The 23,783-nt window shown below is 52.1% G+C and carries 22 protein-coding genes; 5 read left to right on the top strand and 17 right to left on the bottom strand.

The window, feature by feature from the left end:
* The first annotated feature begins 40 nt into the window (after positions 1-40).
* Positions 41-1,135 carry a ferrochelatase gene (hemH, locus tag ACIRQ6_RS17110; RefSeq protein ID WP_420861821.1) on the top strand — a complete coding sequence of 365 codons (1,095 nt, stop codon included), beginning with the start codon at positions 41-43 and terminating at the stop codon, positions 1,133-1,135.
* Positions 1,136-1,204: 69 nt separating this feature from the next.
* Here the strand turns inward: hemH and ACIRQ6_RS17105 are convergent, their stop codons facing one another.
* The 3 genes from ACIRQ6_RS17105 to ACIRQ6_RS17095 form a co-directional block, all read right to left on the bottom strand.
* Complete coding sequence (locus tag ACIRQ6_RS17105) at positions 1,205-1,393, bottom strand: hypothetical protein (RefSeq protein ID WP_420861820.1); 189 nt, start codon at positions 1,391-1,393, stop codon at positions 1,205-1,207.
* Positions 1,394-1,640: 247 nt separating this feature from the next.
* Positions 1,641-1,823, bottom strand: a complete 183-nt coding sequence (locus ACIRQ6_RS17100) for a hypothetical protein (RefSeq protein ID WP_420861819.1) — start codon at positions 1,821-1,823, stop codon at positions 1,641-1,643.
* A gap of 147 nt (positions 1,824-1,970) precedes the next feature.
* Positions 1,971-2,564: a L,D-transpeptidase gene (locus ACIRQ6_RS17095; RefSeq protein WP_420861817.1), complete on the bottom strand. Its 594-nt coding sequence runs from the start codon at positions 2,562-2,564 to the stop codon at positions 1,971-1,973.
* A gap of 173 nt (positions 2,565-2,737) precedes the next feature.
* On the opposite strand from ACIRQ6_RS17095, the gene ACIRQ6_RS17090 reads away from it, so the two are divergent.
* The gene (locus ACIRQ6_RS17090) at positions 2,738-3,280 is read left to right on the top strand and encodes a CAP domain-containing protein (RefSeq protein ID WP_420861816.1); all 543 of its coding nucleotides are present in this window, start codon (positions 2,738-2,740) and stop codon (positions 3,278-3,280) included.
* On the opposite strand, the gene ACIRQ6_RS17085 is transcribed toward ACIRQ6_RS17090, so the two are convergent.
* The 11 genes from ACIRQ6_RS17085 to ACIRQ6_RS17035 all read right to left on the bottom strand — a co-directional run bounded on the left by ACIRQ6_RS17085 (position 3,264) and on the right by ACIRQ6_RS17035 (position 18,117).
* Positions 3,264-3,758 (bottom strand): L,D-transpeptidase family protein, encoded by a 495-nt coding sequence (locus ACIRQ6_RS17085; RefSeq protein ID WP_420861815.1) that lies wholly within the window; start codon positions 3,756-3,758, stop codon positions 3,264-3,266. The genes ACIRQ6_RS17090 and ACIRQ6_RS17085 overlap by 17 nt on opposite strands.
* A gap of 86 nt (positions 3,759-3,844) precedes the next feature.
* Positions 3,845-5,014, bottom strand: a complete 1,170-nt coding sequence (locus ACIRQ6_RS17080) for an HlyD family efflux transporter periplasmic adaptor subunit (RefSeq protein WP_420861814.1) — start codon at positions 5,012-5,014, stop codon at positions 3,845-3,847.
* Positions 5,014-7,248 (bottom strand): ATP-binding cassette domain-containing protein, encoded by a 2,235-nt coding sequence (locus ACIRQ6_RS17075; RefSeq protein ID WP_420861812.1) that lies wholly within the window; start codon positions 7,246-7,248, stop codon positions 5,014-5,016. The genes ACIRQ6_RS17080 and ACIRQ6_RS17075 overlap by 1 nt, the downstream gene beginning before the upstream one ends.
* On the bottom strand, positions 7,245-8,531 hold the full coding sequence (locus ACIRQ6_RS17070; RefSeq protein WP_420861811.1) for a TolC family protein: 1,287 nt from the start codon (positions 8,529-8,531) through the stop codon (positions 7,245-7,247). The genes ACIRQ6_RS17075 and ACIRQ6_RS17070 overlap by 4 nt, the downstream gene beginning before the upstream one ends.
* Positions 8,532-8,630: 99 nt before the next feature.
* The gene (locus ACIRQ6_RS17065; protein WP_420861810.1) at positions 8,631-11,558 is read right to left on the bottom strand and encodes an Ig-like domain-containing protein; all 2,928 of its coding nucleotides are present in this window, start codon (positions 11,556-11,558) and stop codon (positions 8,631-8,633) included.
* A 159-nt stretch (positions 11,559-11,717) separates the two neighbouring features.
* Complete coding sequence (locus ACIRQ6_RS17060; RefSeq protein ID WP_420861809.1) at positions 11,718-12,923, bottom strand: class I SAM-dependent RNA methyltransferase; 1,206 nt, start codon at positions 12,921-12,923, stop codon at positions 11,718-11,720.
* Between the two features lies 1 nt (position 12,924).
* The gene (locus ACIRQ6_RS17055) at positions 12,925-14,757 is read right to left on the bottom strand and encodes an ABC transporter ATP-binding protein (RefSeq protein WP_420861808.1); all 1,833 of its coding nucleotides are present in this window, start codon (positions 14,755-14,757) and stop codon (positions 12,925-12,927) included.
* Between the two features lie 28 nt (positions 14,758-14,785).
* Positions 14,786-15,370: a LysE family translocator gene (locus tag ACIRQ6_RS17050; RefSeq protein WP_420861807.1), complete on the bottom strand. Its 585-nt coding sequence runs from the start codon at positions 15,368-15,370 to the stop codon at positions 14,786-14,788.
* On the bottom strand, positions 15,360-16,481 hold the full coding sequence (locus tag ACIRQ6_RS17045; RefSeq protein WP_420861806.1) for a CCA tRNA nucleotidyltransferase: 1,122 nt from the start codon (positions 16,479-16,481) through the stop codon (positions 15,360-15,362). Before ACIRQ6_RS17045 ends, ACIRQ6_RS17050 begins: the two co-directional genes overlap by 11 nt.
* A gap of 47 nt (positions 16,482-16,528) precedes the next feature.
* Positions 16,529-17,131 carry an NUDIX hydrolase gene (locus ACIRQ6_RS17040; RefSeq protein ID WP_420861805.1) on the bottom strand — a complete coding sequence of 201 codons (603 nt, stop codon included), beginning with the start codon at positions 17,129-17,131 and terminating at the stop codon, positions 16,529-16,531.
* Positions 17,128-18,117, bottom strand: a complete 990-nt coding sequence (locus ACIRQ6_RS17035) for an Hsp33 family molecular chaperone HslO (RefSeq protein ID WP_420861804.1) — start codon at positions 18,115-18,117, stop codon at positions 17,128-17,130. Before ACIRQ6_RS17035 ends, ACIRQ6_RS17040 begins: the two co-directional genes overlap by 4 nt.
* Positions 18,118-18,198: 81 nt before the next feature.
* Here ACIRQ6_RS17035 and ACIRQ6_RS17030 point away from each other — a divergent pair, with 81 nt between their 5' ends.
* Entirely contained in the window at positions 18,199-18,636 is a 438-nt protein-coding gene (locus ACIRQ6_RS17030) for an NUDIX domain-containing protein (protein ID WP_420861803.1), read from the top strand.
* Here the strand turns inward: ACIRQ6_RS17030 and ACIRQ6_RS17025 are convergent.
* A complete protein-coding gene (locus ACIRQ6_RS17025) occupies positions 18,621-19,889 on the bottom strand; it encodes a PP2C family protein-serine/threonine phosphatase (protein WP_420861802.1) in 1,269 nt (422 codons plus the stop codon). The two genes, ACIRQ6_RS17030 and ACIRQ6_RS17025, sit on opposite strands and share 16 nt — an antisense overlap.
* 129 nt (positions 19,890-20,018) lie before the next feature.
* Between ACIRQ6_RS17025 and ACIRQ6_RS17020 the strand changes: the two genes are divergently transcribed.
* Complete coding sequence (locus ACIRQ6_RS17020) at positions 20,019-20,354, top strand: Hpt domain-containing protein (RefSeq protein WP_420861801.1); 336 nt, start codon at positions 20,019-20,021, stop codon at positions 20,352-20,354.
* Here the strand turns inward: ACIRQ6_RS17020 and ilvA are convergent.
* On the bottom strand, positions 20,351-21,598 hold the full coding sequence (ilvA, locus tag ACIRQ6_RS17015) for a threonine ammonia-lyase IlvA (protein ID WP_420863930.1): 1,248 nt from the start codon (positions 21,596-21,598) through the stop codon (positions 20,351-20,353). The genes ACIRQ6_RS17020 and ilvA overlap by 4 nt on opposite strands.
* A gap of 115 nt (positions 21,599-21,713) precedes the next feature.
* Here ilvA and ACIRQ6_RS17010 point away from each other — a divergent pair, with 115 nt between their 5' ends.
* A complete protein-coding gene (locus ACIRQ6_RS17010) occupies positions 21,714-22,931 on the top strand; it encodes an argininosuccinate synthase (protein ID WP_420861800.1) in 1,218 nt (405 codons plus the stop codon).
* On the opposite strand, the gene ACIRQ6_RS17005 is transcribed toward ACIRQ6_RS17010, so the two are convergent.
* The gene (locus tag ACIRQ6_RS17005) at positions 22,928-23,644 is read right to left on the bottom strand and encodes an HAD family hydrolase (RefSeq protein WP_420863929.1); all 717 of its coding nucleotides are present in this window, start codon (positions 23,642-23,644) and stop codon (positions 22,928-22,930) included. The genes ACIRQ6_RS17010 and ACIRQ6_RS17005 overlap by 4 nt on opposite strands.
* Between the last annotated feature and the right edge of the window lie 139 nt (positions 23,645-23,783).

Genomic DNA, 23,783 nt, shown 5'->3' with positions numbered 1-23,783 from the left:
ACTCTATTGGTCAAACTCTGTAAGGTTGGAGACACGCAAAATGCTGGATGCGAAAAATATGGACAAAGCTGTGCACACAGAAGACGACCTCGCCAAATGCCCCGTCCACGCGCCGGCAGATCATCCAAAGATCAAGCCTGCTAAGGTTGGTATCCTGTTGGCCAACCTCGGCACACCTGACAACTACGATTATTGGTCCATGCGCCGCTATTTGGGCGAGTTTTTGTCCGACCGTCGCGTCATCGATTACTCACCCTTCATCTGGCAGCCTTTGCTGCAGTTGATCATTCTGACCAAACGCCCGTTTTCCAGCGGCGCTGCCTATAAATCAATTTGGAACGAAGAGGCCGGCGAAAGCCCCTTGATGACCATCACCAAGGACCAAACCGCCAAGATTAAAGCGCAGATGCACAAAACCTACGGCGACGATGTCATGGTCGATTTTTGCATGCGCTACGGCAATCCGTCGACTCAATCCAAAGTCCGCGCGATGATCGAGGCAGGATGTCAAAAGATCCTCTTTTTCCCGCTTTATCCGCACTATGCCGGTGCAACATCTGCCACGGCCAATGATGAATTTTTCCGCGCGTTGACCAAAGAAAAATGGCAGCCAACTGTGCGTACGGTGCCTGCCTATTACGAGCACCCCAGCTATATCGAAGCCTTGGCCCAATCCATCGAAACCGCCTATGCCAAACTGGAAACGCGGCCAGATATCTTGGTGTGTTCGTATCATGGCGTACCAAAACGTTATCTGATGGAAGGCGATCCCTATCACTGTCAGTGCCAGAAAACGACGCGCCTGCTTAAGGAACGTCTGGGTTGGCCCGACACGGATATCCGCACCACCTTCCAGTCGCGTTTTGGTCCCGAAGAATGGCTGAAACCCTACACGGTAGAAGAGGTCGCGCGTTTGGCCGAACACGAAAACAAACGCAACATCGCTGTGTGTGCACCTGCGTTTTCTGCCGATTGCATCGAAACGCTGGAAGAGATCAACGAGGAGATCAAAGAAAGCTTTGAGGAAGCCGGTGGTCAGCAGTTTACCTATATTCCTTGCCTCAACGATGACGATGCACATATCGACGCGCTGTCGACCGTCATTCGTGAAAACCTCAAAGGCTGGATGGACTAAGTTTCATTCGCCCATAGAAAAAGGCGGCAGGGTCACCCTACCGCCTTGATCAAATCTGGTGTGCTAGGCTTATGAGCTTGCAGCAGCGGCCAGCAGCAAGATCGCCATCAATGGCAGGATGATGCCACCAGCGGAGGACCCTGTTGTCTCTTCAACAATCATCTCTGGTTCCATTTCCATCATCGGCTCTTCCATGTTGCCAGCGAAAGCTGTGGAAGCGGCAGTTGCGAATGCGGCGGCAAGTACGATCTTTTTCATGTGTAGTCTCCAAAAAACTGGTCGTCATATAGGGTTAGAGGCCGACGACGTGCCCCAAGAACAATCTCTTGGGAATGGTAAAAACAGAAAAAGCTACGAAAATCAAATTTTCTTGGCGGGGAATATCACGCTATTCCCGTCATATCGGCATAGTTGTCACATCTTTTGATATGAAAATGACGATCGGAAATTAGAAAAGGCAGCGGATTAGACCGCTGCCCTTTCGAATGTCTTAACTGTGCAAAGCTTATGAGCTTGCAGCAGCGGCCAACAGCAAGATTGCCATCAAAGGCAGGATGATGCCACCAGCGGAAGAACCAGTGGATTCTTCTACGATTACTTCTGGTTCCATCATCGGCTCTTCCATGTTGCCAGCGAATGCTGTGGAAGCGGCGGCAGTGAAAGCAGCGGCAAGAACAAGTTTCTTCATTTTCTAAACTCCAGTAAATGCAAGCCGCCGAAATAACTGAGGTCGACGACAAGCCCCAAGACTGTACCTCGTGCTCCCGACAAAGCAGGATTTGCGGGCAATTGCAAACCAACTTGGCGGAAATCAACGGTCACAGCCCAAAAATTGTCAAATTAGCAACACTTGAGTGCCCACTTTGGTCAACTCAAACAGCTGCGCGATATGCTCGTTATAGAGACCAATACAGCCATTGGACGAACGTCGCCCAATTTTGCGTGTATCATGGGTGCCATGGATCCGATAATACGTCCAAGACAGATACAGTGCGTGGGTGCCCAATGGGTTATCCGGACCTGGACCGACAAAATCAGGCCACTCAGGATTGCGCTTTTTCATGGACGGGGTTGGGCGCCAACTTGGGCCTTCGACCTTGCGCGTCACAACGGTACGGCCCTTGCGGGTCAGGTCCTGTGTCAGCGGAACGCTGGAAGGGTATAGTTTGTAATCTGTGCCATCTTCCGACCAAAAATGTAGTGCGCGTGATGAAATATCAACCAGCACGGCGCCGTTCGTAAGATCGGAAAAGTAGGGACGCCAATCCAACGCCCGGAAACTAGAGATATTGCGACGGATCGTTTCCGAAACTTCTGCTTCAATCTCGACGGTTTCATTGACTTGCTGCGCAAAAACCGGCGATGCGGCCATGGCAGCCGATGTGCCCAAAAAGGCCCGGCGGTTGAATTTTTTGTGATCTGCACTCATTGTTTTATCCTATTCGTCCCTAAAAGTGGTCGATTGCGCGCAAGATATGGCGCGAATGCCGCAGTCGCAAATCAAACAAGCGTTAGAATGCCAATATTCCGCTCATGTGGGTTTGATAGGCCACGCCATTTGTCTAAGATCCGTTCAACGAAACAAAAATATCGGGTGGGCACATGCGCTTTTCTTCTTTGGCTTTGGTAGCGGCTTTGGCGCTGTCGGCATGCGGCGGTGGAACCACCGCGCCCCCTATTGGATCTGACGGCAAGCCCTTGCCACGCGCGAATAAGATCACCAGCCGGGATGCCAACAAAATACCGTTTCGCATGTTGGACAGTGTGAATGTGCTTCGTCAGAATGCTGGCCTCGCAAATGTTGCCTTTAACGCGCAACTGAACGCTGCCGCTGCAACACATGCCCGCGACATGGCCATTCAGAACCGGCCTTGGCACTTTGGATCTGATGGGTCCTCACCAATCGATCGCGTGGCCCGCGTTGGATATACTGGCCAATTCCGGGGCGAAACGATTTCCGAGACTTACGAGACCGAGTTGGAAACATTGGCTGCATGGATGGAAGACCCAGACACGCGCAATGTGATTATGGATGCACAAGCCTCGGAAATGGGTTTTGCGTGGCATCAGGAAAACAACGGAAAAGTCTGGTGGACCCTCGTCATGGGCGCGCCAGCCGAGCCGTTCTTTACGGCAGGATTGTAATCGGCGTTCCGTTTTTGACCATCGCGTAGATCTCTTCGACCTCGCGATCCGTCACGGAAATACAGCCCCAAGTCCAATCCGCATCCGGGTTTTTGATTCTTGGACCACGCCCATGAATAAAGATGTCCCCGCCGGGGCTTTTGCCCATGGCCCGCGCCTTGGCTGTGTCGCGGGCATTTGGATATGAAATCCCCAAAGACAGATGGAATTGGCTGTTTGGATTGCGGCGGTCGATATAATAGGTACCTTCCGGCGTCTTACCGTCGCCTTCGATTTCCTTATGGCCCGTTGGGGCGAAACCCAATTCGATATCGTAGGCTTTCAGAATTTTCTCGTTGTGCACCAACAACATTCTGCGGTCTTCTTTGTGCACAAAGATGCGTGTTACTTCCGGGCCGTTGTAGGTTTTGAATTTACTGCCGCAACTGGCCAAAAACACAAGGCCAGCCAGAACCAAAAATACCTTGAAAAACCGCATAATTATCACTGCCCAATCACTTTTTCTTTTGCTGTATCCTAGCCCGAACCACAAAGCCACAGGGCGCACGGTCACAGATACGTCACTCACGGTTCGTGAAAGGCTTCCCGCGATTTATAAAGCGGCTTGGTCAGATATTGCAGAACCGTTTTTTCCCCGGTGTGCAATTCGACCTGCGCCTGCATTCCCGGTCTGATTTCGACATTGGCTTGGCGTCCCGTCAGATCGGCCAGATCCACACGCAGGGTCACTTTATAATGCGGATCCCCATCCGCCTTGCGATCGTCCTTGAAGGTATCAGCAGAGATAAAGTGCACTTTCCCATCCAAAGACCCAAAGATGGTATAATCATAAGCCGAGAGTTTGACGGTTGCGTCCTGTCCACGCCGAATGTTGGCAATATCTTCGGGCCGCACGCGGGCCTCAACAAACAGTTCTTCGTCCAGCGGAATGATCTGAAAAATTTCTTCGCCCGGACGCACAACACCACCAATCGTCGTAACGCTGACATTGTTCACGACACCCAACATAGGTGAGGTGATAACTGTTCTGTTCAACTGATCTTGCGCCACTTTCAGGTTTTGGCGCAGCATAGCCAGTTCTTTTAGTGTCTCTGAATACGCGTTCGCGCGGTCCAATTCAGACTTTGTCACGATGTCATTGTATTTGATTGCAGCATCGCCATAGGCTTTGCGAGCGCGAGTCGCTTCCATTAGGGAAACGATATTGCGATCCAAAAGATTATCCATCAAATCGCGCTCGCGCTTGGCCTCCAGCATGAGACTGCGCGCACCATCACTGCGGCTAACATAATCGGATTGGCGGGCCGCAAGAAGCGCCCGTTCAGATGCAATCATATCCTGAGACGCCGCGGCTAAACGTTCGGGCACCATGAAATCAAAAAGACCATCAATCTCGGCCTCAAGACGCAGACGCCGAATTTCCAGCGCAAGGATTTGTTCGCCCAGATCATCAACAGCCGTCTGAAATTGCGTCCCATAGAGCCGGGCAAGCACATCACCGGGCTGGACCGTATCGCCCTGCATCACGCTGAGTTCGGCTAGAATACCGCCTTCGAGGTTTTGAATGATCTGCGGACGCGACGACGAAACGATCTCGCCCTCGGCGCGTACAATTTCGTCGATCCACGCAAAGGCCGCCCACAGCAAAAACACAACCACCGTGGCCGCCGTCAGCCAGATCGTCCAGCTGGGTCCATCCATGCGGGCATCAAGTTCTGCATCAATCGTTGCCATCAGCCTGCCTTGCGTTTGTTGTTATCGTTGAGATGTTGCAGCACTTGATCGCGCGGCCCATCAACGGCCAAACGTCCGTTTTGCAAAATGAGTGTGCGATTGGTCAGCGCAAGGATCGGAACACGGTGGGTTGCAATGATGGCTGTGCGATCCTTCAGCCAGTCTTCGAGACGCGCTACGAGGTTCTTTTCCAGTGTCTGATCAAGCGCAGCGGTAGGTTCGTCCAGCAAAACGATCTTGGGATCCTGCAACCAAATCCGTGCCCAACCAATGCTTTGACGTTGACCGATCGACAGGCCTTCGCCGCCATCGCTGATTTCTAGATCCAGACCTTTGGGATGCGAACGGACGTAGGCGCCGATGCCTGCAAAATCCAAGGCTGCAAACAGACGGCTGTCGTCACGTTCCAGCATGTTCAGGTTGAGGTTATCACGCAGGCTGCCTGCAAACAGGCGCACGTCTTGCGAAAGATATCCAAGGTTACGACGAATGTCTTTTGGGTGGACTTGGCTCATCTCGACACCGTCCAACAAAACGCGGCCTGCGGTGGGACTATAGAGGCCCGACATCACCTTAAGCAGGGTCGATTTTCCCGAACCATTGCTGCCTAGGATTGCCAAACGCTGACCAGGGCGCACCATAAGACCGGGGATATCGATGTTGGGCGCCTGATCTTGATCGTAGCGGAATGACACGTCACGCAATTCAAACTCGCCACGCAGAGTTTCGCGGCGCAGATAGGTGCGGTCTTCCTCAAAATCCTGAGGGGCCAATGCGACCCCTTCCAACCCATCGAGGGCTGCTTTGACGTTGGTCCAACGGGCCATGGTTCCCGAAAGCTGCGTCAGTGGGGCCAAGGTCCGGCTGGTCAGGATACCTACAGCGATGATTGTGCCGATCGTAAATTCACCTGCAAAAACCATGTAGGCCCCAACAACAACAGCGGACACATAGGTCGCTTGCTGAACACCTTGGCTCCAGAATGTGAGGGCTGATGAGAGTTTGCGTTGTTCAGATGATGTAATCGACGACAGCGCAGTCAGTTCGGTCCAAATGCGACGGAAACGTTCCTCGCCGCGCTGACCTTTCACCGTGTCGGCCTCATAGATGGCTTCATGCAGCAAACGACTGGATTTGGCCGAGGCGCCTTGGTTCTTTTTGGTCAGCTCAATCATGCGCTTTTGGAACAGTAGCCCCGGCACAACCATCAAGATGCCACCGATCACCAAAACCCAAACCACTGGACCCGCGATAGAGCTGACGATCACCAAGAAGAGCAAAATAAACGGGATGTCCGTCAGCGTTCCAATCGTGGAAGCCGTAAAGAATTCACGCACAGACCCGAACTCACGCATGGCACTGAACAAAGCACTGGGCGACAGCCCCTGCATGCCCGATTTCATGCCCAAGACACGTTCCATCAGCAAGTTTTGGACTGACATTTCAATCTTGCGCCCAGCGCCATCCATCAAGCGTGCGCGCGCGATCTTAAGAAAGGCCTCCATCAGCAGAGCAAGGGCTGCACCGATGGCCAAAACCCATAGGGTTGACGTGGATTGATGCGGGATCACCCGATCGTAGACCTGCAAGGAAAACAGTGCGACAGACACCGCCAAAAGGTTCGCGACAAAGGAGGCAAGACCAATTTCAGCAAGGTGACGGCGGTATTTCGGAAATTCACCCCAAAACCAATGATTGGCGCGGGATTTGGTCGAATGGACCTTATCAAGATGCTTTACCGTGACTTCCGCACGGACAATCAGACCGGTGAAATAGGGTTCAAATTCAGCAACAGGAACTTCGGCGCGATTGTCGGGGCAGGTGGTGTCATGCAGCGTTAACATGCCCTGCGACTGCCCCAACACCAACAAAAATTGCCCAGACGTCATCACAGCAATTGCGGGCCAATGATCGGCGGTGCAGGCGTTTATCGTCGCAATTTCAGTCGCAAGACCCGCAGACTTCAAAGCACGCGCCATATCACCGGGAGCTACACCATCAGCGTTAATATCTGCGTCCGGCACCATGCTTTCCAACAAGTCAGAAACCGAGGTTTCGACACCCAAAAGGCCGGCATAGACACTTGCCAGATCCGCACGTGTCTTCGCACGGTCCGAATATTTATCGGCCAATTCGGGTTTAACTTGGACCTTGGACTTGGACGATTTGCGGACCTGCCGCAGAGCGCCATCAGCGCGCGCATTGATATCAAAGGCGAGGACAGGGCCGGTCAAATGTCTGCTCCGTTCACAAGTAATCCGAGGTGATTTGCGATCTCTAACTCGGCCAGCGAAATGTCATAGGCGATGGCTGCATAATCCCGCTCGGCCCGAATTTTCGTTTCGTACACACCAATCACATCCATCACAGGACGTTGGCCCGACCTATATTGTTCCTCAAAGAGGGCAAGGTTGTCGGCGGCTTGGATCAAAAGCGATTTCGCCTGACCTTCCTGACGCTGTAGCGATGCAAGTCTTTGCTGTTTCGAACTGAGTGTTCTGTTGGCATCTTCTTGGGCCTGCAAAACGCGGCGACCCGCGGTTTCTTTTTCGGCCTCAATCGCCTTAAGGCTGGCGCCCATGCCGAACCCCAAACCTTTGTCAGATTTCACCTGAACCCCAAGGTTATTGCCACCGCTGCCAACGGTTCCGGACAAGGCAGCACCCGGCAGATATCCAGCGCGTGAAATCGTTGCTTCTGCGATGGACCGTTCCTTTTCAGCCTCGGACAAAACCACATCCAAAGCCTTGGTCGAGGTCGAAAGGCTGCGCAAGGCGGTAGGGGCATTGATGCCACCCACAGGAAGGGCAGACATAGCCTCAAGTTCGGCCATAGCAGCCGATGCTTTTTCCAAATCAGTGTCTAACTTGGCCTGAGCCTCTGATTTTTTCTGCTGGATGATCTGGAGATCCGCGCGATTGGACACACCACTGCTGACCCGCTCTCCCATGATATATTCAAAGTCAGACATCTGCGCGACAGCTGCTTGGCTGACCTGCGCAGTGGCACGTGATTTCGCAGCCGTTAAATACAACGACAAGCCTGTCAAAACGCGTTCGTTTGTATCCTTGGCCAAGTTCACCGCGGCAACTTCAACGTCTGCTTTCGCAAAAGCGCGTTCAGCTTTCTTGCGGCCATTGTCGAACAAAACCTGTTCTACAAACATCGTGGCGATTACTGACCCTAAGCTGTTGAGGCTGATTGTTGGGCCCAAAGTAGGCAACCAGTTTTTCGAGGCAGCTTGAGCGCGGAGTTTGGCACTGCGCAATTCGGATTCAGCAGTTCGAGCGTTGGCTGCTAAAACAGATTTGGCCACGGTTTCGTAACTGCTGCCCGGGATTAAAACAGACTGACGCGTCTGAAGTTCGGTAATCACTACGGATGTTTCAGCTGGCACCGGATCATCAGATTTTTCCAAGCTAGCCGCTGGTGATTTTAGGAAATTTACAGGGCCGCGCGTCGCAAGATCGCCATCGTCCTGCATACAGCCCGCAAGTGCACTTGCCGTGATCAGCAATAGTATTTTTGTCTTTATCTGCCCTCGTGCCACGGAGTGCTCCCTTCCTGCCTCAGAGAGTTAGCCTGCGGATGTCGTTGCACCCGCAGACCCGTGTTTTTAGATGACGACGGTGATCTCGTCGTCGATAATAACAGTGCCTTCGTCGCCCAGCGAATATACATCGTAGGCTTTGCCATCGATGACCTTCGTACCAGTTGCCTGCGCGCCCAGCATTGTGACTGTATCGTCCGACCCACCGTTGATCCGCAACTCGTTGGTTGCGTCGGAGAGACCTTCCAGTTCAGCCGCTGTAAGCGTCAGTTCGTTGTTTTCGGCAAATTGAAGATCAATCGCACCGATATCAAACTGTGACAGGCCTGTGTTACCAAGGTTGACTGTGTTCGTACCGCTCTCGTCCAAAACAAAGAGGGTCGAGCTGTCATTGCCAGATGGATCAGAGGCGGAAACAACCAAATGCGAGCCATCAGGAATTGGCGCTTGGAATTGGAATTCAAGCTCGCCAAACCCATTGATGCTTGGATCTTGGTACAGCACATCTGTGACATTACCATTGCCGGCAACCTGATCGATCTCAACTGTTCCGTCGATTTGATCCGTACTGATGCCGCGCACGCCCGATAGACCTTTTTCGAAAGATTGGATCAATGGGGCCTCTGGGACAACTGTATCCACAGCGAAGGTGTCTGTTGTTGTGTCCGTGTTGCCAACCGCATCGGTCGCCGAAATCATCACTGTAGATGTGTAGGATCCAGGCGGGATTTCTGAGGCAGTATAGTTAACGCTCCAGTTGCCATTGCTGTCGACTGTTGCCGCGCGTGTTGTGCCCTCGAACGTCACATTAACACTGGACCCTGCTTCGACCGTGCCCGTTAGAGTAAATCCGTCGGCCGCTTCAACTGCATTGATGACATCATCGCCCTCAACTGCTTGAGACGATGCCGCAAGGTTCGTCACAATGGTGTCCACTTGGACCGTCGTCGAGATATCAGCAACGTTCCCGTTCACATCAGTTGCAACAGCTTTGACTGCGGCGGTGTATTCATCAAATCCAACTTGGGATTGCGAGAATGTCGCACTCCAGTTTCCAGAACCATCGACCACAGCATTCACTGTGTTTGCGCCCATGGTCACGACGACTGTGGATCCAACTTCAACCGTGCCACTGACCACAACGCCATTGCTGGCCTCGGCCGCACTGACAACATTGTCGCCTTCAATCGGACTGCCGGAGAAGGCATAATCGCGCACTTCAGTATCGATATGAACACTGTCACTGACTTCGCGGCTGTTGCCGTTCACATCCGTGATGCTGGCCGTGATAGCGGCGTCATATGTCCCGCCCGGTATTTCGCTGTTTCCGAACAGCGAGGACCAGCTGCCGTCCGATCCGGCCATCACTTGGTGCGTCGCAGCGCCCAAGGAAACGGTGACTGTAGACCCCGGTGTCGCGGTCCCAAGGATCATCACGCCGTCGGACACTTCAACCGCATTGACCACATCATTGCCCTCAATAGGTTCGGGCGAAAGGGTCAAATAGCCTGCATCAGTATCTACTGTGACAGTTTCAGACATGGATGTGACGTTGCCAGCTGCGTCTGTGGCGGATACGACCATGGAGGTTGTATATTCACCACCGGGGATGGTTCCACTGGCAAAATCCACGGTCCAGTTGCCGTTGGAATCGACAGTCGCAGGCAATGTGACATCACCCAAAGTAACCGTCACAGCCGAGCCTGCTTCGACGGTGCCGGTAAGGGTTACGCCTGCTTCTGCCTCGGCTGCGTTGATCACGCCGTCGCCGCCAATGGGGCTGCTGGTGTGCTCTAGCTCGTTTACAAATGTATCGATCTGCAGATCTGTCGTCGCAGTCGCAGTGTTGCCATATGTATCGGTCGCGGTTGCTGTGATTTGCGTGATGTATTCGCCACCTTGCAAATCCGCATCGCTAAGACTGATGGACCATGTGCCGTCAGCCGCAACAATCGCTGGAATCGCAACTGTGCCAACCATGACAGTGACACTGGATCCCGGCTGGGTCGTACCTGTAATTTCAAAACCAGCAACCAGTTCCGCCGCGTTGATCACGCTGTCGCCACCAATGCTGATCTCTGCAAAGCCAACTTCGGCGACTGTATCGACAACCAAAGTGTCAGTTGCAGTACCCGTGTTGCCTGCAGCATCCGTTGCCGTTACTTGAATGTCGCTGCGGTATTCACCGCTTGGCAGAGTATCTGTGCCGAATACGACTTCCCAGTTGCCATCATCATCAACAGTTGTGGTTTCGGTGAAACCATCAATCGTGACAACAATGTCCGAACCCGGCTCACCACGTCCACCAATTTCGATGCCGTCAGAGTAGTCTTCGGAGTTCACCACATCGTCGGTCGATTCAACACCGCTGTCGAAGCTAACATCTGGAGGCGTAGTATCTGCCGGAGTTGTGCTGCCAGTTCCACCAGTCTCTTCGTCATCGCTGCCACCGCCGCCACCTGACGCGCCTAGCAGTGCTGCACCACCTAGCGCCGCAGCGCCAATACCAGCACTACCGCCAAGACCGCCCAAACCACCCAACAAAGCTGTTCCCAGCATCGAGGCTTCGGGTTCGGTAACCATCGGATCAGCACGGGCCACGTCAAATTCTTGACCGCGTACAAAATAGAGGTCGTCATCCGGGCTCCACTTACCGAAGGATTCACCATCGATATAGTTGGCGCGCAAAGTACCTGTGCCATCATCTACAATGGCAACTTCGCTCATAAAGCCGTCGGCGCTGACGTAAAGTTCGTTGGGCGCCTCGATACCTTCAGCAAAGTAGTTACTGAGAACCAGCTGGCGACCATCCGTCAGCGTGATAATCAAATCTGTTCCGCTGCGGTCATAATTCAAAATTTGGGATCTGCGCAGGTTAAGGGAAATATCGTTCCCGGATCCTGCATTTAAAATATTTCCAGCATCTTCGCCCGCTAGGGTTCCACGCTGTAAGTTGCCCATACTATCACGGACAACGAAATTAATCGCTGACATTACTACTACTCCGCCTCGTTTTTACGGCTTTTTTTGTGCCGCTTTAATACTGCTGCTACCACAATATCTTGTTTATGCAACAATTTCTAGGGGAATTTTTGTGCCATGAAATCAGATAACTACCATATGGGGTACCTGAGTATAGTGGCCAAATCGGTGCTAGACCCGCCGAAACACGCCCACAGCTTCGATGTGGCTGGACCAGCGGAATTGATCAACCACAGTTAGCCGATCCAACCTGTATCCGCCATCGACCAAGACCTTCGCATCGCGAGCAAAGCTGCTGGGATTGCAAGATACCATAACCACCAAGGGGCTTTGGGCTCGCGCGATATGGACCACCTGAGCCGCTGCACCGGCGCGTGGAGGATCAAGGACAATCGCATCATAGGGTTTCAATTCATCTGCATCCAAAGGCCTGCGAAAGAGATCGCGCACTTCAGTGGATAAATGTTTGACGTTTTGGGCCTTGCGCCAACCGGCATCCAAGGCGGCCAGCATGTCTTGGCTGCCTTCAACCGCATGGACCTTGGCCTTCGAAACCAATCGTGCAGCAAAGGTTCCGCACCCTGCGAAAAGGTCTATCACCGACTTGGATTGCCCAACGGCCTCGGCAACAGTTTGGGCCAAGGCCTGTTCTCCGTCTTGCGTGGCTTGCAAAAAGGCCCCAACCGGGGGCTGCACCGTAAGGGATCCAAAGCTTTGCGTGGGAGGGGCAAGTGTGACGATCAATTCACCATCCCAACTGATACGGGCAAGACCGTAGCGCTGTGCAAATTGCGTGACCTCTAATCGAAACGGATCCGTCAGTGGCTTGCCGCCGCTTACATCAACATCCAAACCCGCAGCTGAACTGGTGACCGACAACGACACCTGCGCCTTGCGACTGGCGCCCATAACTGTCAGCGCTTCAAGCATCGGCAACCCAGACATAATCTCGGGACAGAGCACCCTACAGTTTGGAATGCTCAAGAGCGTATGACTGCGCGCGGACATAAACCCAACCATCGCGCCGCTTTTGGTGCGCTTTGCCGTTAGTTTTGCCCGACGCCGTGACGCCGGCGGCGATGTATAGATTTCCGGCCTTTGCGCAACTTCAACACCCTGTGTCGCGAGGGCCTGCACGACCGCATCAACTTTCCATTCCGCCACAAAATCATCGCTGGCATGTTGCAAACTGCATCCACCACATTTCTTAAAATGCGAGCACGGTGCTTTGACACGGGATGCAGATGGTTCAACGATCCGCGCCACACCCTCAGTGATCTCAACATTTTCCTGCGGAAGGACGTAGGCCGCATGCTGACCATTTTCGTCCACGCCCAGCGCCTGGGCGTTCAATCTTTGAATTTTAGTGACAGTCATTTTATTCAGCTGCTTCGTTCAAACGGATAAAACCACCGGATTGGCGATCCCAATACCTTTTGTACAATCCATCCATTTCGAGCAATACATCGTGCGTTCCTTGCTCGACAATCTTGCCTTGCTCCAAAACCACGATCCGGTCCATTTGCGCGATGGTGGACAGACGGTGGGCAATCGCCAAAACGGTTTTGCCTTCCATAACTTGGTCCAGAGCAATTTGAATAGCTGCTTCGACTTCGCTGTCCAATGCGCTGGTGGCCTCATCCAAGACCAAAATCGGAGCGTCCTTGAGAATAGCCCGCGCCAGAGCAATCCGTTGCCGCTGACCACCGGATAACTTAACGCCACGTTCACCAAGATGAGCGTCAAATCCGACCCGACCTTTGTGGTCTTTTAGGTCCTTTACGAAATCCAACGCCTGAGCGCGGCGCGTTGCCTCGATCAAGTCTTCTTCTGATGCGTCAGGATTTCCATAGAGGATGTTCTCACGCGCAGATCGATTAAACATCGCAGTTTCTTGCGTGACCATGCCGATAGAGCGGCGCAAACTCTCTTGGGTGCTTTGCGTGATATCCACACCATCCACAGTCACGCGCCCCTGCTCTGCATCATAGAGCCGTAGCAACAGCGCAACCAACGTGGATTTACCAGCCCCAGAGGCACCAACGATCCCTAGTTTTTCGCCCGGCTGAAGGACCAAATCAATCCCTTCCACCCCTCCGGTATCGCGACCGTAGCTGAAGGTCACGTTCTCGAAAGAAATGGCGCCTTGGACTTTGTTCAGCTCAACAGCGTTTTCGACATCAACCAGACTGTGAGGCGGTGTGAGAGTGTTCATGCCGTCCTCAATCTCGCCAATATTGGAATAGATCGCCATCAACGTGAAACTTACCCACCCCGTCATTTGCGAGATGCGGATAGCCACCGCACCAGAGGCCGCAATATCACCAGCGGTTGCCTGATCGTTTGACCACAGGATCAGCGCACCCCCTATCAGCAACACGGGCAGAGCACCCGCGACAGTCATCAAAGCGAACCTAAAACCCGCCGCCAGATAGCCAAAGTACAACGACTTTTCTCGAAAGACCTTCATCGCGCCTAAGGCTGCTCGATCCTCATGTTCGGCCAAGGCAAATAGTTTGACCGTTTTGATGTTGGTAATGGTATCAACGACCTGGCCCGAAACCATTGCCCGCGCACCTGCACGACCTGCCGAACGTTTTCGAATGCGCGGCAAAAACCAACTGATCAGGGAAAAGTAACCAACCAGCCATATGGCCAGCACCAACGCGATGCGCCAGTCGATGGTCGTCAAAAGCAGGGCAGACCCAACAAGTGACGCCAAAGCAAAGGCAACCACATTGATGGTTTCGCTGGCCACATCGGTTACAGCCCGGGCGGTCTGCATCTGCTTTTGCGCAATACGTCCCGCGAAATCATCATCAAAGAATGTAACGTTCTGCCCCATGGTCCACCGGTTCAGCCGCGACAGGACCAGCGGATTGACGTTTGGGCCCACAACAATCGCATTTGCCGAAGCCGAAAGGCCAAACACCAGCGGTCGCAACACGACAAAGAAAGCAGCACAGGCCAACAATGTCCAAAAATGGTCAACCAAGACCTGAGCAGGACCTGCACTGATTGCAAGATCAATGACCAAGCCCAAGACGAGGGCGGTAATAACTTCCAAGGTGCCTGCCGCCGCCGATAGAACTGCGGCACCCGCCAAAACGCCCCAAGCCCCAGACAGCGCCCAGCGAAAAAACGCCATCAGCGTCCGCGGCGGGGTCGATTGCGCGGGTTGAAACGCGTCTATGAGATTTTCAATTTTCATCAGATGCTACGACTTAGCCCAATTGGCATTATAAGAAAATCAAAACTGCAAAACTGCCCAAGGCGACTGCCATTATTCGCATGAAAACCCGCCACGCAGATGGGTTAGAAAGTAAAAACGACAGCAGCGTTCCCGCAAATGTCCAAGAGATGCAGACAAACAGATTTATTCCGGAAAACGCGCTGCCCAACCGCGCAGCTTCCCATATTGGCGTCCATCCTGCAGCATACGCAGACGATGCCGATAACGCCACTGCCCAAACCTTGGGGTTCACCCATTGGAACAAAACCGCCTCAACAAATGTAAAAGGACGGTCCTTTTCAGAGGCGACTTTTGACGCCGTCGACCGCCAGAGCGTGTAGGCCATGTAGAGGATCCAAGCCGCCGCAAGGCATTTCAACGCAAACTCCAATGAAGGTCGCGCTAATAACAGTGCCCCGATTCCGAACCCGGTCAGACCAGCAGTGACACCGACGCCTACAGCAACGCCCAAAATATGCGGTAGTGTTGGAAGAAAGCCAAAGCGCGCGCCAGACGCAGTGAGCAAAATCACATTGGGGCCGGGGGAAAGAAGGCCAAAAAACACATAGATATAGAGGGGGTCAATCTGCATCTTTTGCGCCACCGTTCCTGCACCAGTCGGCTAAGTCTTGAGCAGACAGTTGAAATCCCGTTTTTATCCAATATGTCTCCGCGACCCTCAAAACTTCCCCAAGCGCAGGTCCTTGAAAATTTGGCATCAGATCGGCAGCTTTTAATGGAAAAACTTGTGATGCTGCAGTCGTCAAAACAGAGTCTAAACTTGCTGAAATAGGCTGTTCTAACACTGTAGCTTGTATCAATGCTGCATTTAGTGCGAACTGCACGCCATGCCGAAATGCAAGCTCTGGAAGCGGGGTTTGAAGGGACGAACGAAGCAGTTTAATCTGTGTATCTTGAACCTTGGATAAGCGCAGGTTTTCCTTGAGATCTTGTCCACCAATCAGGGCAAGCCTGCGTAAGGGATCGGGGGGATATTCGCTATCAAGATGCACCAAAAGCGGTAGTGATTTAGTGTCTGCACCCGGAAGGATCACACCCAAAACCGTACTTGCCTGCATGGCTGCCATGGCTGGCGCAGGGTCTTTTGCTGCTAAAGTTTTGAGCAATTCAGACCCTATGCGCTCCTTGGAAATACGATCAAGATTTTGCGCCGCAGCGGCGCAGGCCGCCAGCCCGTTTTGATGCAGTCCCAAGGCCGGATCCCCGTACCAAGCTGTGAACCGGAAAAACCTCAAGATCCGCAGATAATCCTCTTGAATGCGGTCATCTGGATTTCCAATGAACCGCACAACACCATCACGGGCATCTTTCAATCCACCCAGGGGATCAACAACGCGCCCCTTGGCATCGCAGTAGAGCGCATTCATTGTAAAATCTCGCCGGAGGGCATCTTGTTTTACATCTTCGGAAAAAACCACTTCTGCGTGCCGTCCATCTGTGGCCACATCACGCCGGAAAGTCGTAATCTCGAACGCTACTTCATTCGCAACGGCCGTGATTGTACCGTGCTCAAGGCCAGTAGGAATAATCTTGAAACCAGCCTCTGAGGCGATTTCCATGGCCCTCTCGGGCAGCGCATCACTTGCAAGATCAATATCCGATAGAGGTCGGTTCAACACAGCATTACGAACGCACCCCCCAACGAGATAGATCTGATGGCCAAAGCTGTCGAAGGTGCGCATCAATCGCTGCAAGCTAGTGTCAAACAACCACGGCTGATCAATCTGCATCATTGCTTTAGACCCTGCGCAAGTCCAAAGAGGATCCGCGCTGTGGCACCCCAGATGTAATATGGACCATAAGGCACGACGTAATAGTGTCGCCTTGCCCCACGCCAACGACGGGATTGGATAAGGAAATTTCCGGGATCCAAAACAAATGTTGCTGGAACCCAGAATGCCTCCGAAACCTCGTGCGCATTCGGTGTTGGTTCAAATTCTTGGTGCAAGGCGAATAAATTGGGTTCCACCTGAAAACCTGTGACAGTTTCATGCGACTGAAACGAGCCTAGGAAAACACATTGGTCATTGGTAACACCAATCTCTTCCCATCCCTCACGAAGGGCTGTTTGGGCAAGATTAGAGTCTGTTTTATCTTGTTTTCCCCCAGGAAAAGCAATCTGGCCGGGGTGATGTTTCATTGTTGATGGTCGCTTGGTCAGCAAAACGCGTGGACCACTTATATGATCTTGAACGCCCACCAAAACCGCAGCAGGGCACAGCTGCCGGTTGTCTGGTAACACCACATCTTTGTTCAAATCGTAGTCTGACGAACCACTTTGGTTGAGCGACGCAGCATCACTCAAGCGGTTCGTCAGCTCATTGAATTTCATGTCTCGGACGCTGCTTCGAATCCAAGGCTCTTTGGATCAAAGTCGTAGTGCGCACCACAGAATTGGCAGTCTGCTGTTACCCGCCCTTCTTCGGTTGTCATGTGTTTGATATCCTTGGCCGAATAAATGGAAAGGCTTTGGCGTACACGTTCCTCGGAACACGTACAGCCAAACTCGACCCACTGAGGATCATAAACGCGAGGGTCCTCTTCGTGAAACAAGCGAACCAACAGATCAGTGGGCGCCAATGAGGGGCCGATGAGTTCGAGTTCCTCAACGCTGTCCAAAAGGATGTTCGCGCGGTTCCAATTCTCTGATGCATCATCATCCAAAATGTCCGATGCCTTAAGCAGCCCTTCCTCACCAGATCCACCTTCAGAAGCAACGAACGGCGACGCTTTGGGCATATGTTGCAACATCACGCCACCCGCGCGCCAAGATGCATCGCCACCTGGTTCTTGGGACTTTCCAAATGTCAGCGAAAACCGAGTTGGGATCTGCTCGGACTGCGCGAAATATGTTTCAGCACAGGTCGACAAAGATCCGCCATCGATGGGCGTGATCCCTTGGTACGGCGTCGTCCCTTCGCCCTGATCGATTAAGATCGCAAAATAGCCTTTCCCAATGAGATCAAATGGTTCTGCAGCAGCATCCAGTTTATCCGCATCAAAGCTGGCGTAGGCACGCATGCGGCCAGTTTCACCGTCGTTCTTTGGTCCGTAGTAGTCCGTCGCAATAATCCTTGCGCCACCGTCACCGCGCACTTGCAGCGACAGCTTCCACTCTGATTTAATCGTTTGTCCGATCAAGGCGGTCAGCAAGCTCATCTCGGCGACAAGAGCCTCGATTTTCGTTGGATATTGATGCTGTGACAGGACCTGATCCAACACACCATCCAGTCGGGCGACGCGGCCACGAATATCTGAACGCTCCAATTGAAACGGCAGGACGGTATCGTCCCAAGCGATTTTAGTTCCCAAAGACATTGGATTTCCTTTTGCGCCCAAGTGCGGCATGATCGCGTTATATAGGGTGCCTTCCGCATCGTCCAAGAACAAGAGGCTAAATTGCGTAGATTTGGAGAACCCTTCGATGCAAGACAGCACTACAGGCTGCGTCCTGGCGCCTATGCGATCTTGCATGTGGGAAATAATGTTCTTTTGACATTTCAAGATCAGCCAAAACCTGAATTCCAATTGCCAGGCGGTGGTATCGATCCAGGCGAACAAATTATTCCAGCGCTACATCGCGAGATTTTTGAAGAAACTGGATGGCATGCGTCTGGATTAAAACGTCTGGGAGTGTATCAGCGTTTTGTCTATATGCCCGAATATGATCTCTGGGCACAAAAACACTGTTCGATTTATGCAGGAAGACCGACTACCCGATTAGGTAACCCAATTGAACCAGATCACACGGATTTTTGGTGCACGATATCAGATGCTGTGATGCTACTGGCAAATGAAGGTGACGTTCATTTTCTCAAGCGCTACTTTGGGATGTGATTATATTCAAACAAAACCGCAGAGACATCATCGTCAAACTCACCATTTGCGGCATAGTCGGTCAGATCCCAAACAATTGCTTCAAGCAGTGAATTTCCGTGGCTTTGTCTATTTTGTGTCAGAATTTGTGCCAAACCTTCATCTTCCAAAAGAGTGCCCTCCAAATCCTGCGCTTCGGTAATCCCATCTGAAGCCAGGAAAAGTCGATCACCTCGACGCAACTGGAGCTGCATGTCATCAAACGTCGCGTCTTCGATTAAACCAATAGGGAGCCCACCGGTTCCGTGAAATTCTACTGTCCCGTCGGGCGCCAAAACCGCAGGGTGAGGATGACCAGCTTGGGTGAAGTCGACGACGCCTGTTTCTAAATTCACAACCGCATAAATGAGCGTAAAGTAGTGTTCGGTTTCAATTTCCGAAAAGATCAAATTGTTAAAATCTTCGGCCACCACTGAAGGTCGTCGTGGAACAATCGTGCCATCAGCGCGCACATCCAACGCAATATTCTGAGTGGGATTAGCTGCACTTAAATAGCCGGCCAAGCGCGCGGTCATCAAAGCAGACGACATCCCATGACCCGAAACATCAATCGAAAATAATCCAATTTGATTGGCATCAATTTCGAAAAATCCAACCAGATCACCGCCAACATGGCCGCACGATTTCAGAATGGCCGCGACATTAGATGGGCCAAACTCCTGAAACCTAACCGGAACCAACGATTGCTGCAATTTCTTGGCTTCGCGTAGATCATTATCCAGCGTCGTGTAAACCGATTGAAGTTCATTCAAGGTAAGACTGATCTCGCGGTTTTTCTCTGCCAATTGCTCGTGCATTTTCAAAATGCGTTCTCCGGCACGGATTCGAGCATGAAGTTCGGTAGAATCGAACGGTTTGGTCAGAAAATCATCGGCGCCGACTTCCAAACCTCGTGCGATTTCATTTTTTTCGCTCTTGGAAGTCAGCAATATAAAATAGGCATATTGCGCATTTTCTAACTTCCGAAATTCAACACACAGGTCCAGACCAGATATACCAGGCATCATCCAATCACTGAGGATGAGATCAAATGACTGTTCGTGGCACAGGGCAAGAGCCGACTCACCGCTGTCGGCCTCCTGCACGGAATAATTCCATTTTTTCAAAGACGCCGACAGAATGCGCCTTTGCAGGCGGCTGTCGTCGACCACCAATACCCGCAAAGGCTGCTGATCGACTGTTTCCGGCACTTCATTCGTGGCTATAGCTGACATCGCGTCTGACCTCATGTGATAAAGCGCTTCTGACAGCCCCAAATTAACGGAGCATGAAAGTTAAACTTTTCCATTTTACGCAACTGAAAGAATTTCAGTGCAGAACGAATGCAACAAAGCGAGGCAGACATGATTGATTGGTCACGAATTAAAATACTACGCGATGAAATTGGTGCCGACGACATCGATGAGGTGGTGGAAATTTTCCTTGAAGAAGTCGAAGAAACCATTGCGGATCTTCCAAACGCCAGTTCCAGCGAGGACTTTGAACGTGGGTATCACGCACTTAAAGGAAGTGCGTTGAACCTAGGATTTTCCGCCTTTAGCGCACTCTGCCAACAGGGTGAAACAGCGGCGGCCGCAGGTCAAACCGATGTCGTGTCGATAGCACAGCTGGATGAATGTTACACCGCGTCTAAGGCTTCTTTCCTCGAAGGATATTCTAGTTTGGCCAAGGCAGGTTAGACGACAAAGCCCGCCAAAACCTCATCATCCGTGATATCAGTGTAGGAAAATCCTGCCTGTGTCATCAGTGCCGTAAGCCTGTCAAAATTAACTGCTGCTCGTGTTTCGATGCCAATCAACACTGTCCCAAAATTTCGTGCAGATTTCTTGAGATATTCAAAACGTGCGATATCGTCTTCGGGGCCCAGCATATTTAGAAACTCTTTCAATGCTCCAGGCCGTTGAGGCATCCGAAGGATATAGTATTTCTTGAGGCCCGAATATCGCTGCGCCCGTTCTTTAACTTCTGGCAAACGTTCGAAATCGAAATTTCCCCCTGAGGAAACGCAAACAACTGTTTTCCCTTCAATCGATGATTCCAGATCCTTTAAGACATCAATTGCCAACGCACCTGCCGGTTCCAAAACAATACCTTCGATGTTCAACATTTCCAGAATTGTTGTGCAGATCCGGTCCTCAGAAATTGCTGTAACCTGATCCAATGTGGAACCCTTCAAGACATCGAATGTGGCCGCGCCGATCTTGGCAACAGCGGCCCCATCCACAAAACTGTCGACGTGATCGAGCGCAATAGGTGCCCCGTTTGCTAGAGCAGCACGCAAACTGGCGCCACCCGCTGGCTCGACAAAATGGAGTGCCGTCGATGTCCGCACATCGTCAAAGTAACTTTTGACGCCTGACGACAACCCGCCGCCACCAACGGGCAAAACCACCAGATCCGGGGCGCGCCCCAATTGGCTAACCATTTCAACTGCTACCGACGACTGGCCTTCGATTACGTCGGGATCATCGAAGGGCGACAAAAAATGCCCCCCTGATTGTACGCAAAATTCCTGTGCCGCCGCCAAAGTTACGTCGAAATAGTCGCCAGTTAGAACGATTTCCACCGCATTCCCGCCAAAGACTCGGGTTTTGTCAATCTTTTGCTGCGGCGTCGTGACAGGCATAAAAATAACACCTTTAACCCCAAAATATTGACAGACAAAAGCAACCCCTTGGGCGTGGTTTCCGGCGCTGGCGCAGACAAAGGTTTTCTGATCCGGCTTGCCGCCCAACACTTTGCGCATAGCGTTAAAAGCACCACGTATTTTGTAGGATCTGACCGGCGACAGATCTTCACGCTTGAGCCAGATGTCCGCGTTATACTTCTCAGACAGAAAGGCATTTTGTTGCAGCGGCGTTGCCGGAAACAATCGCCGCATCGAGCTTGTCGCCGCCCTGGCTTTTTTAGCAAAATCACTCATCTGACCGTTTTGACCCGCGACCGTCGTGGGAACAAGTCTTATATCGTTAGGCTGATCTTGCTTAAGCCCAAAAAACCCGATATCGCCGCCGCGATACGTTAAAGGAGTTTCCACTATGTCTGCCCCCAAAAAAGTTGTGTTGGCCTACTCTGGCGGACTGGATACTTCGATCATCCTGAAATGGCTTCAAACTGAATACGGTTGCGAAGTGGTCACGTTCACGGCTGACCTTGGGCAAGGCGAAGAGTTGGAACCAGCCCGCGCCAAAGCAGAATTAATGGGTGCCAGCGAGATTTATATTGAAGACGTCCGAGAAGAATTTGTTCGCGATTTTGTATTCCCGATGTTTCGCGCCAACGCAGTCTATGAAGGGCTGTACCTGTTGGGTACATCAATTGCGCGCCCCCTCATTTCCAAGCGGTTGATCGAAATCGCACGGGAAACCGGCGCCGATGCAGTGGCCCATGGGGCGACAGGCAAAGGCAATGATCAGGTGCGATTTGAACTGGCGGCCTACGCACTAGATCCCGACATCAAAGTGATTGCGCCATGGCGTGAATGGGATTTGAGCAGTCGAACAAAACTGATCGACTTTGCAGAAAAGCACCAAATTCCAATTGCTAAAGACAAACGCGGCGAGGCACCGTTTAGTGTTGATGCAAACCTGCTGCACACGTCCTCAGAAGGCAAAGTCTTGGAGGATCCGGCAATTGAAGCACCAGACTACGTGTATCAACGGACTGTTAATCCTGAGGACGCGCCTGATACGCCTGAGTTCATCGAAATCGGATTTGAAAAAGGCGACGCTGTTTCAATCAATGGCGAAGCTATGTCACCCGCGACCATTTTGACCAAACTGAACGAGTTGGGCGGAAGTCATGGGATCGGGCGGTTAGATCTGGTCGAAGGTCGCTTTGTGGGGATGAAGTCCCGCGGTATCTATGAGACGCCAGGCGGGACAGTCCTGCTGGAGGCGCATCGCGGCATTGAATCGATCACTTTGGATCTCGGTGCCGCCCACCTCAAAGACGAGTTGATGCCCAAGTATGCAGAACTGATTTACAACGGATTTTGGTTCTCTCCCGAGCGCGAAATGCTGCAAGCCTTGATCGACAAGTCGCAAGAACACGTAAACGGCACCGTTCGGCTTAAACTGTACAAAGGGCAGGCTAGCACGGTTGGCCGTTGGTCAGATGATAGCCTCTATTCCGAAGAACACGTAACTTTTGAAGACGATCAGGGCGCTTACGATCAAAAAGACGCGGCCGGGTTCATCAAAATCAACGCACTGCGCTTGCGTCTGCTGGCCATGCGGAAACGCCGCAAAGGCTAGATCGCTAATTTATAGCCTGACAACTGCTCGTAAATTTCCAGCGCCTCATCCAAGATGGGGCGCTGTTCTTTTGGCAATGTGGGCAAATCCCCTTCGGCCCCTGCAAACCCCGTGCTTTGATGAACGGACCCGTACCAATGTGACGCCCAGACCCCATCAAACGGCTTTGGTCCCTTTGGCCAGTTCAACATGGAAGGGTAGAAATCCAAACCGATCCTGTCACAAAGTGCGCGCAACTGCGCCTCAGGATTGCGTCGAATATCATATGCATCGATGACAGTCGGTGTATGACCAAAGGCACAAACCTTTTCAAAAAGAGCCTTTTGTTGCGAAAACCCGATGTCTTCCAAAGTCGGATTTGCGCGTTTTGCCGTGTAACTTGCCAACACACGCGCCGGATGCCTGATGAGGAAAACATTCGTCACGCCTCGCATCCAATCTCTGTCCACGCCATCGATCATGTGTTGCGTCTGATGCTTTTGGTACTGATGGGTATTTACCGAATTGGGCTGAATTAGACTCGATATTACTGACGAATACGATTGATCCTGTGCCTGCATCACGTGTTCGCGCATGGGATGATCGAGCCCGGTGTTTGCCAAGTAAGCTGCGTAGAACGGCTCATCCACAGCTGAAAAATCTTCCCGATTTGCAAAACTGTACATCATCGCCGTTGAAAGATTCCGCGGGCCTGACCACATCGCTAACTTCATTCTGCACCCTCTGTTTGGTGGACTAAGCCTCATCACCCAGTAGTAAACACTTTGTGACGTCACGAGCCAGTGATTTGAAAAGGCATTCAACATGCCCAGTATGCAAGCAACGTCAAAAGGAGTTCCCATGTTTAAATCC

This window comes from Algirhabdus cladophorae (assembly GCF_044772865.1).
GTDB classification, from domain to species: domain Bacteria; phylum Pseudomonadota; class Alphaproteobacteria; order Rhodobacterales; family Rhodobacteraceae; genus Algirhabdus; species Algirhabdus cladophorae.
The sequence above is the reverse complement of the archived record's forward strand: the minus strand, read 5'-3'. Positions and strand labels throughout refer to the sequence as shown.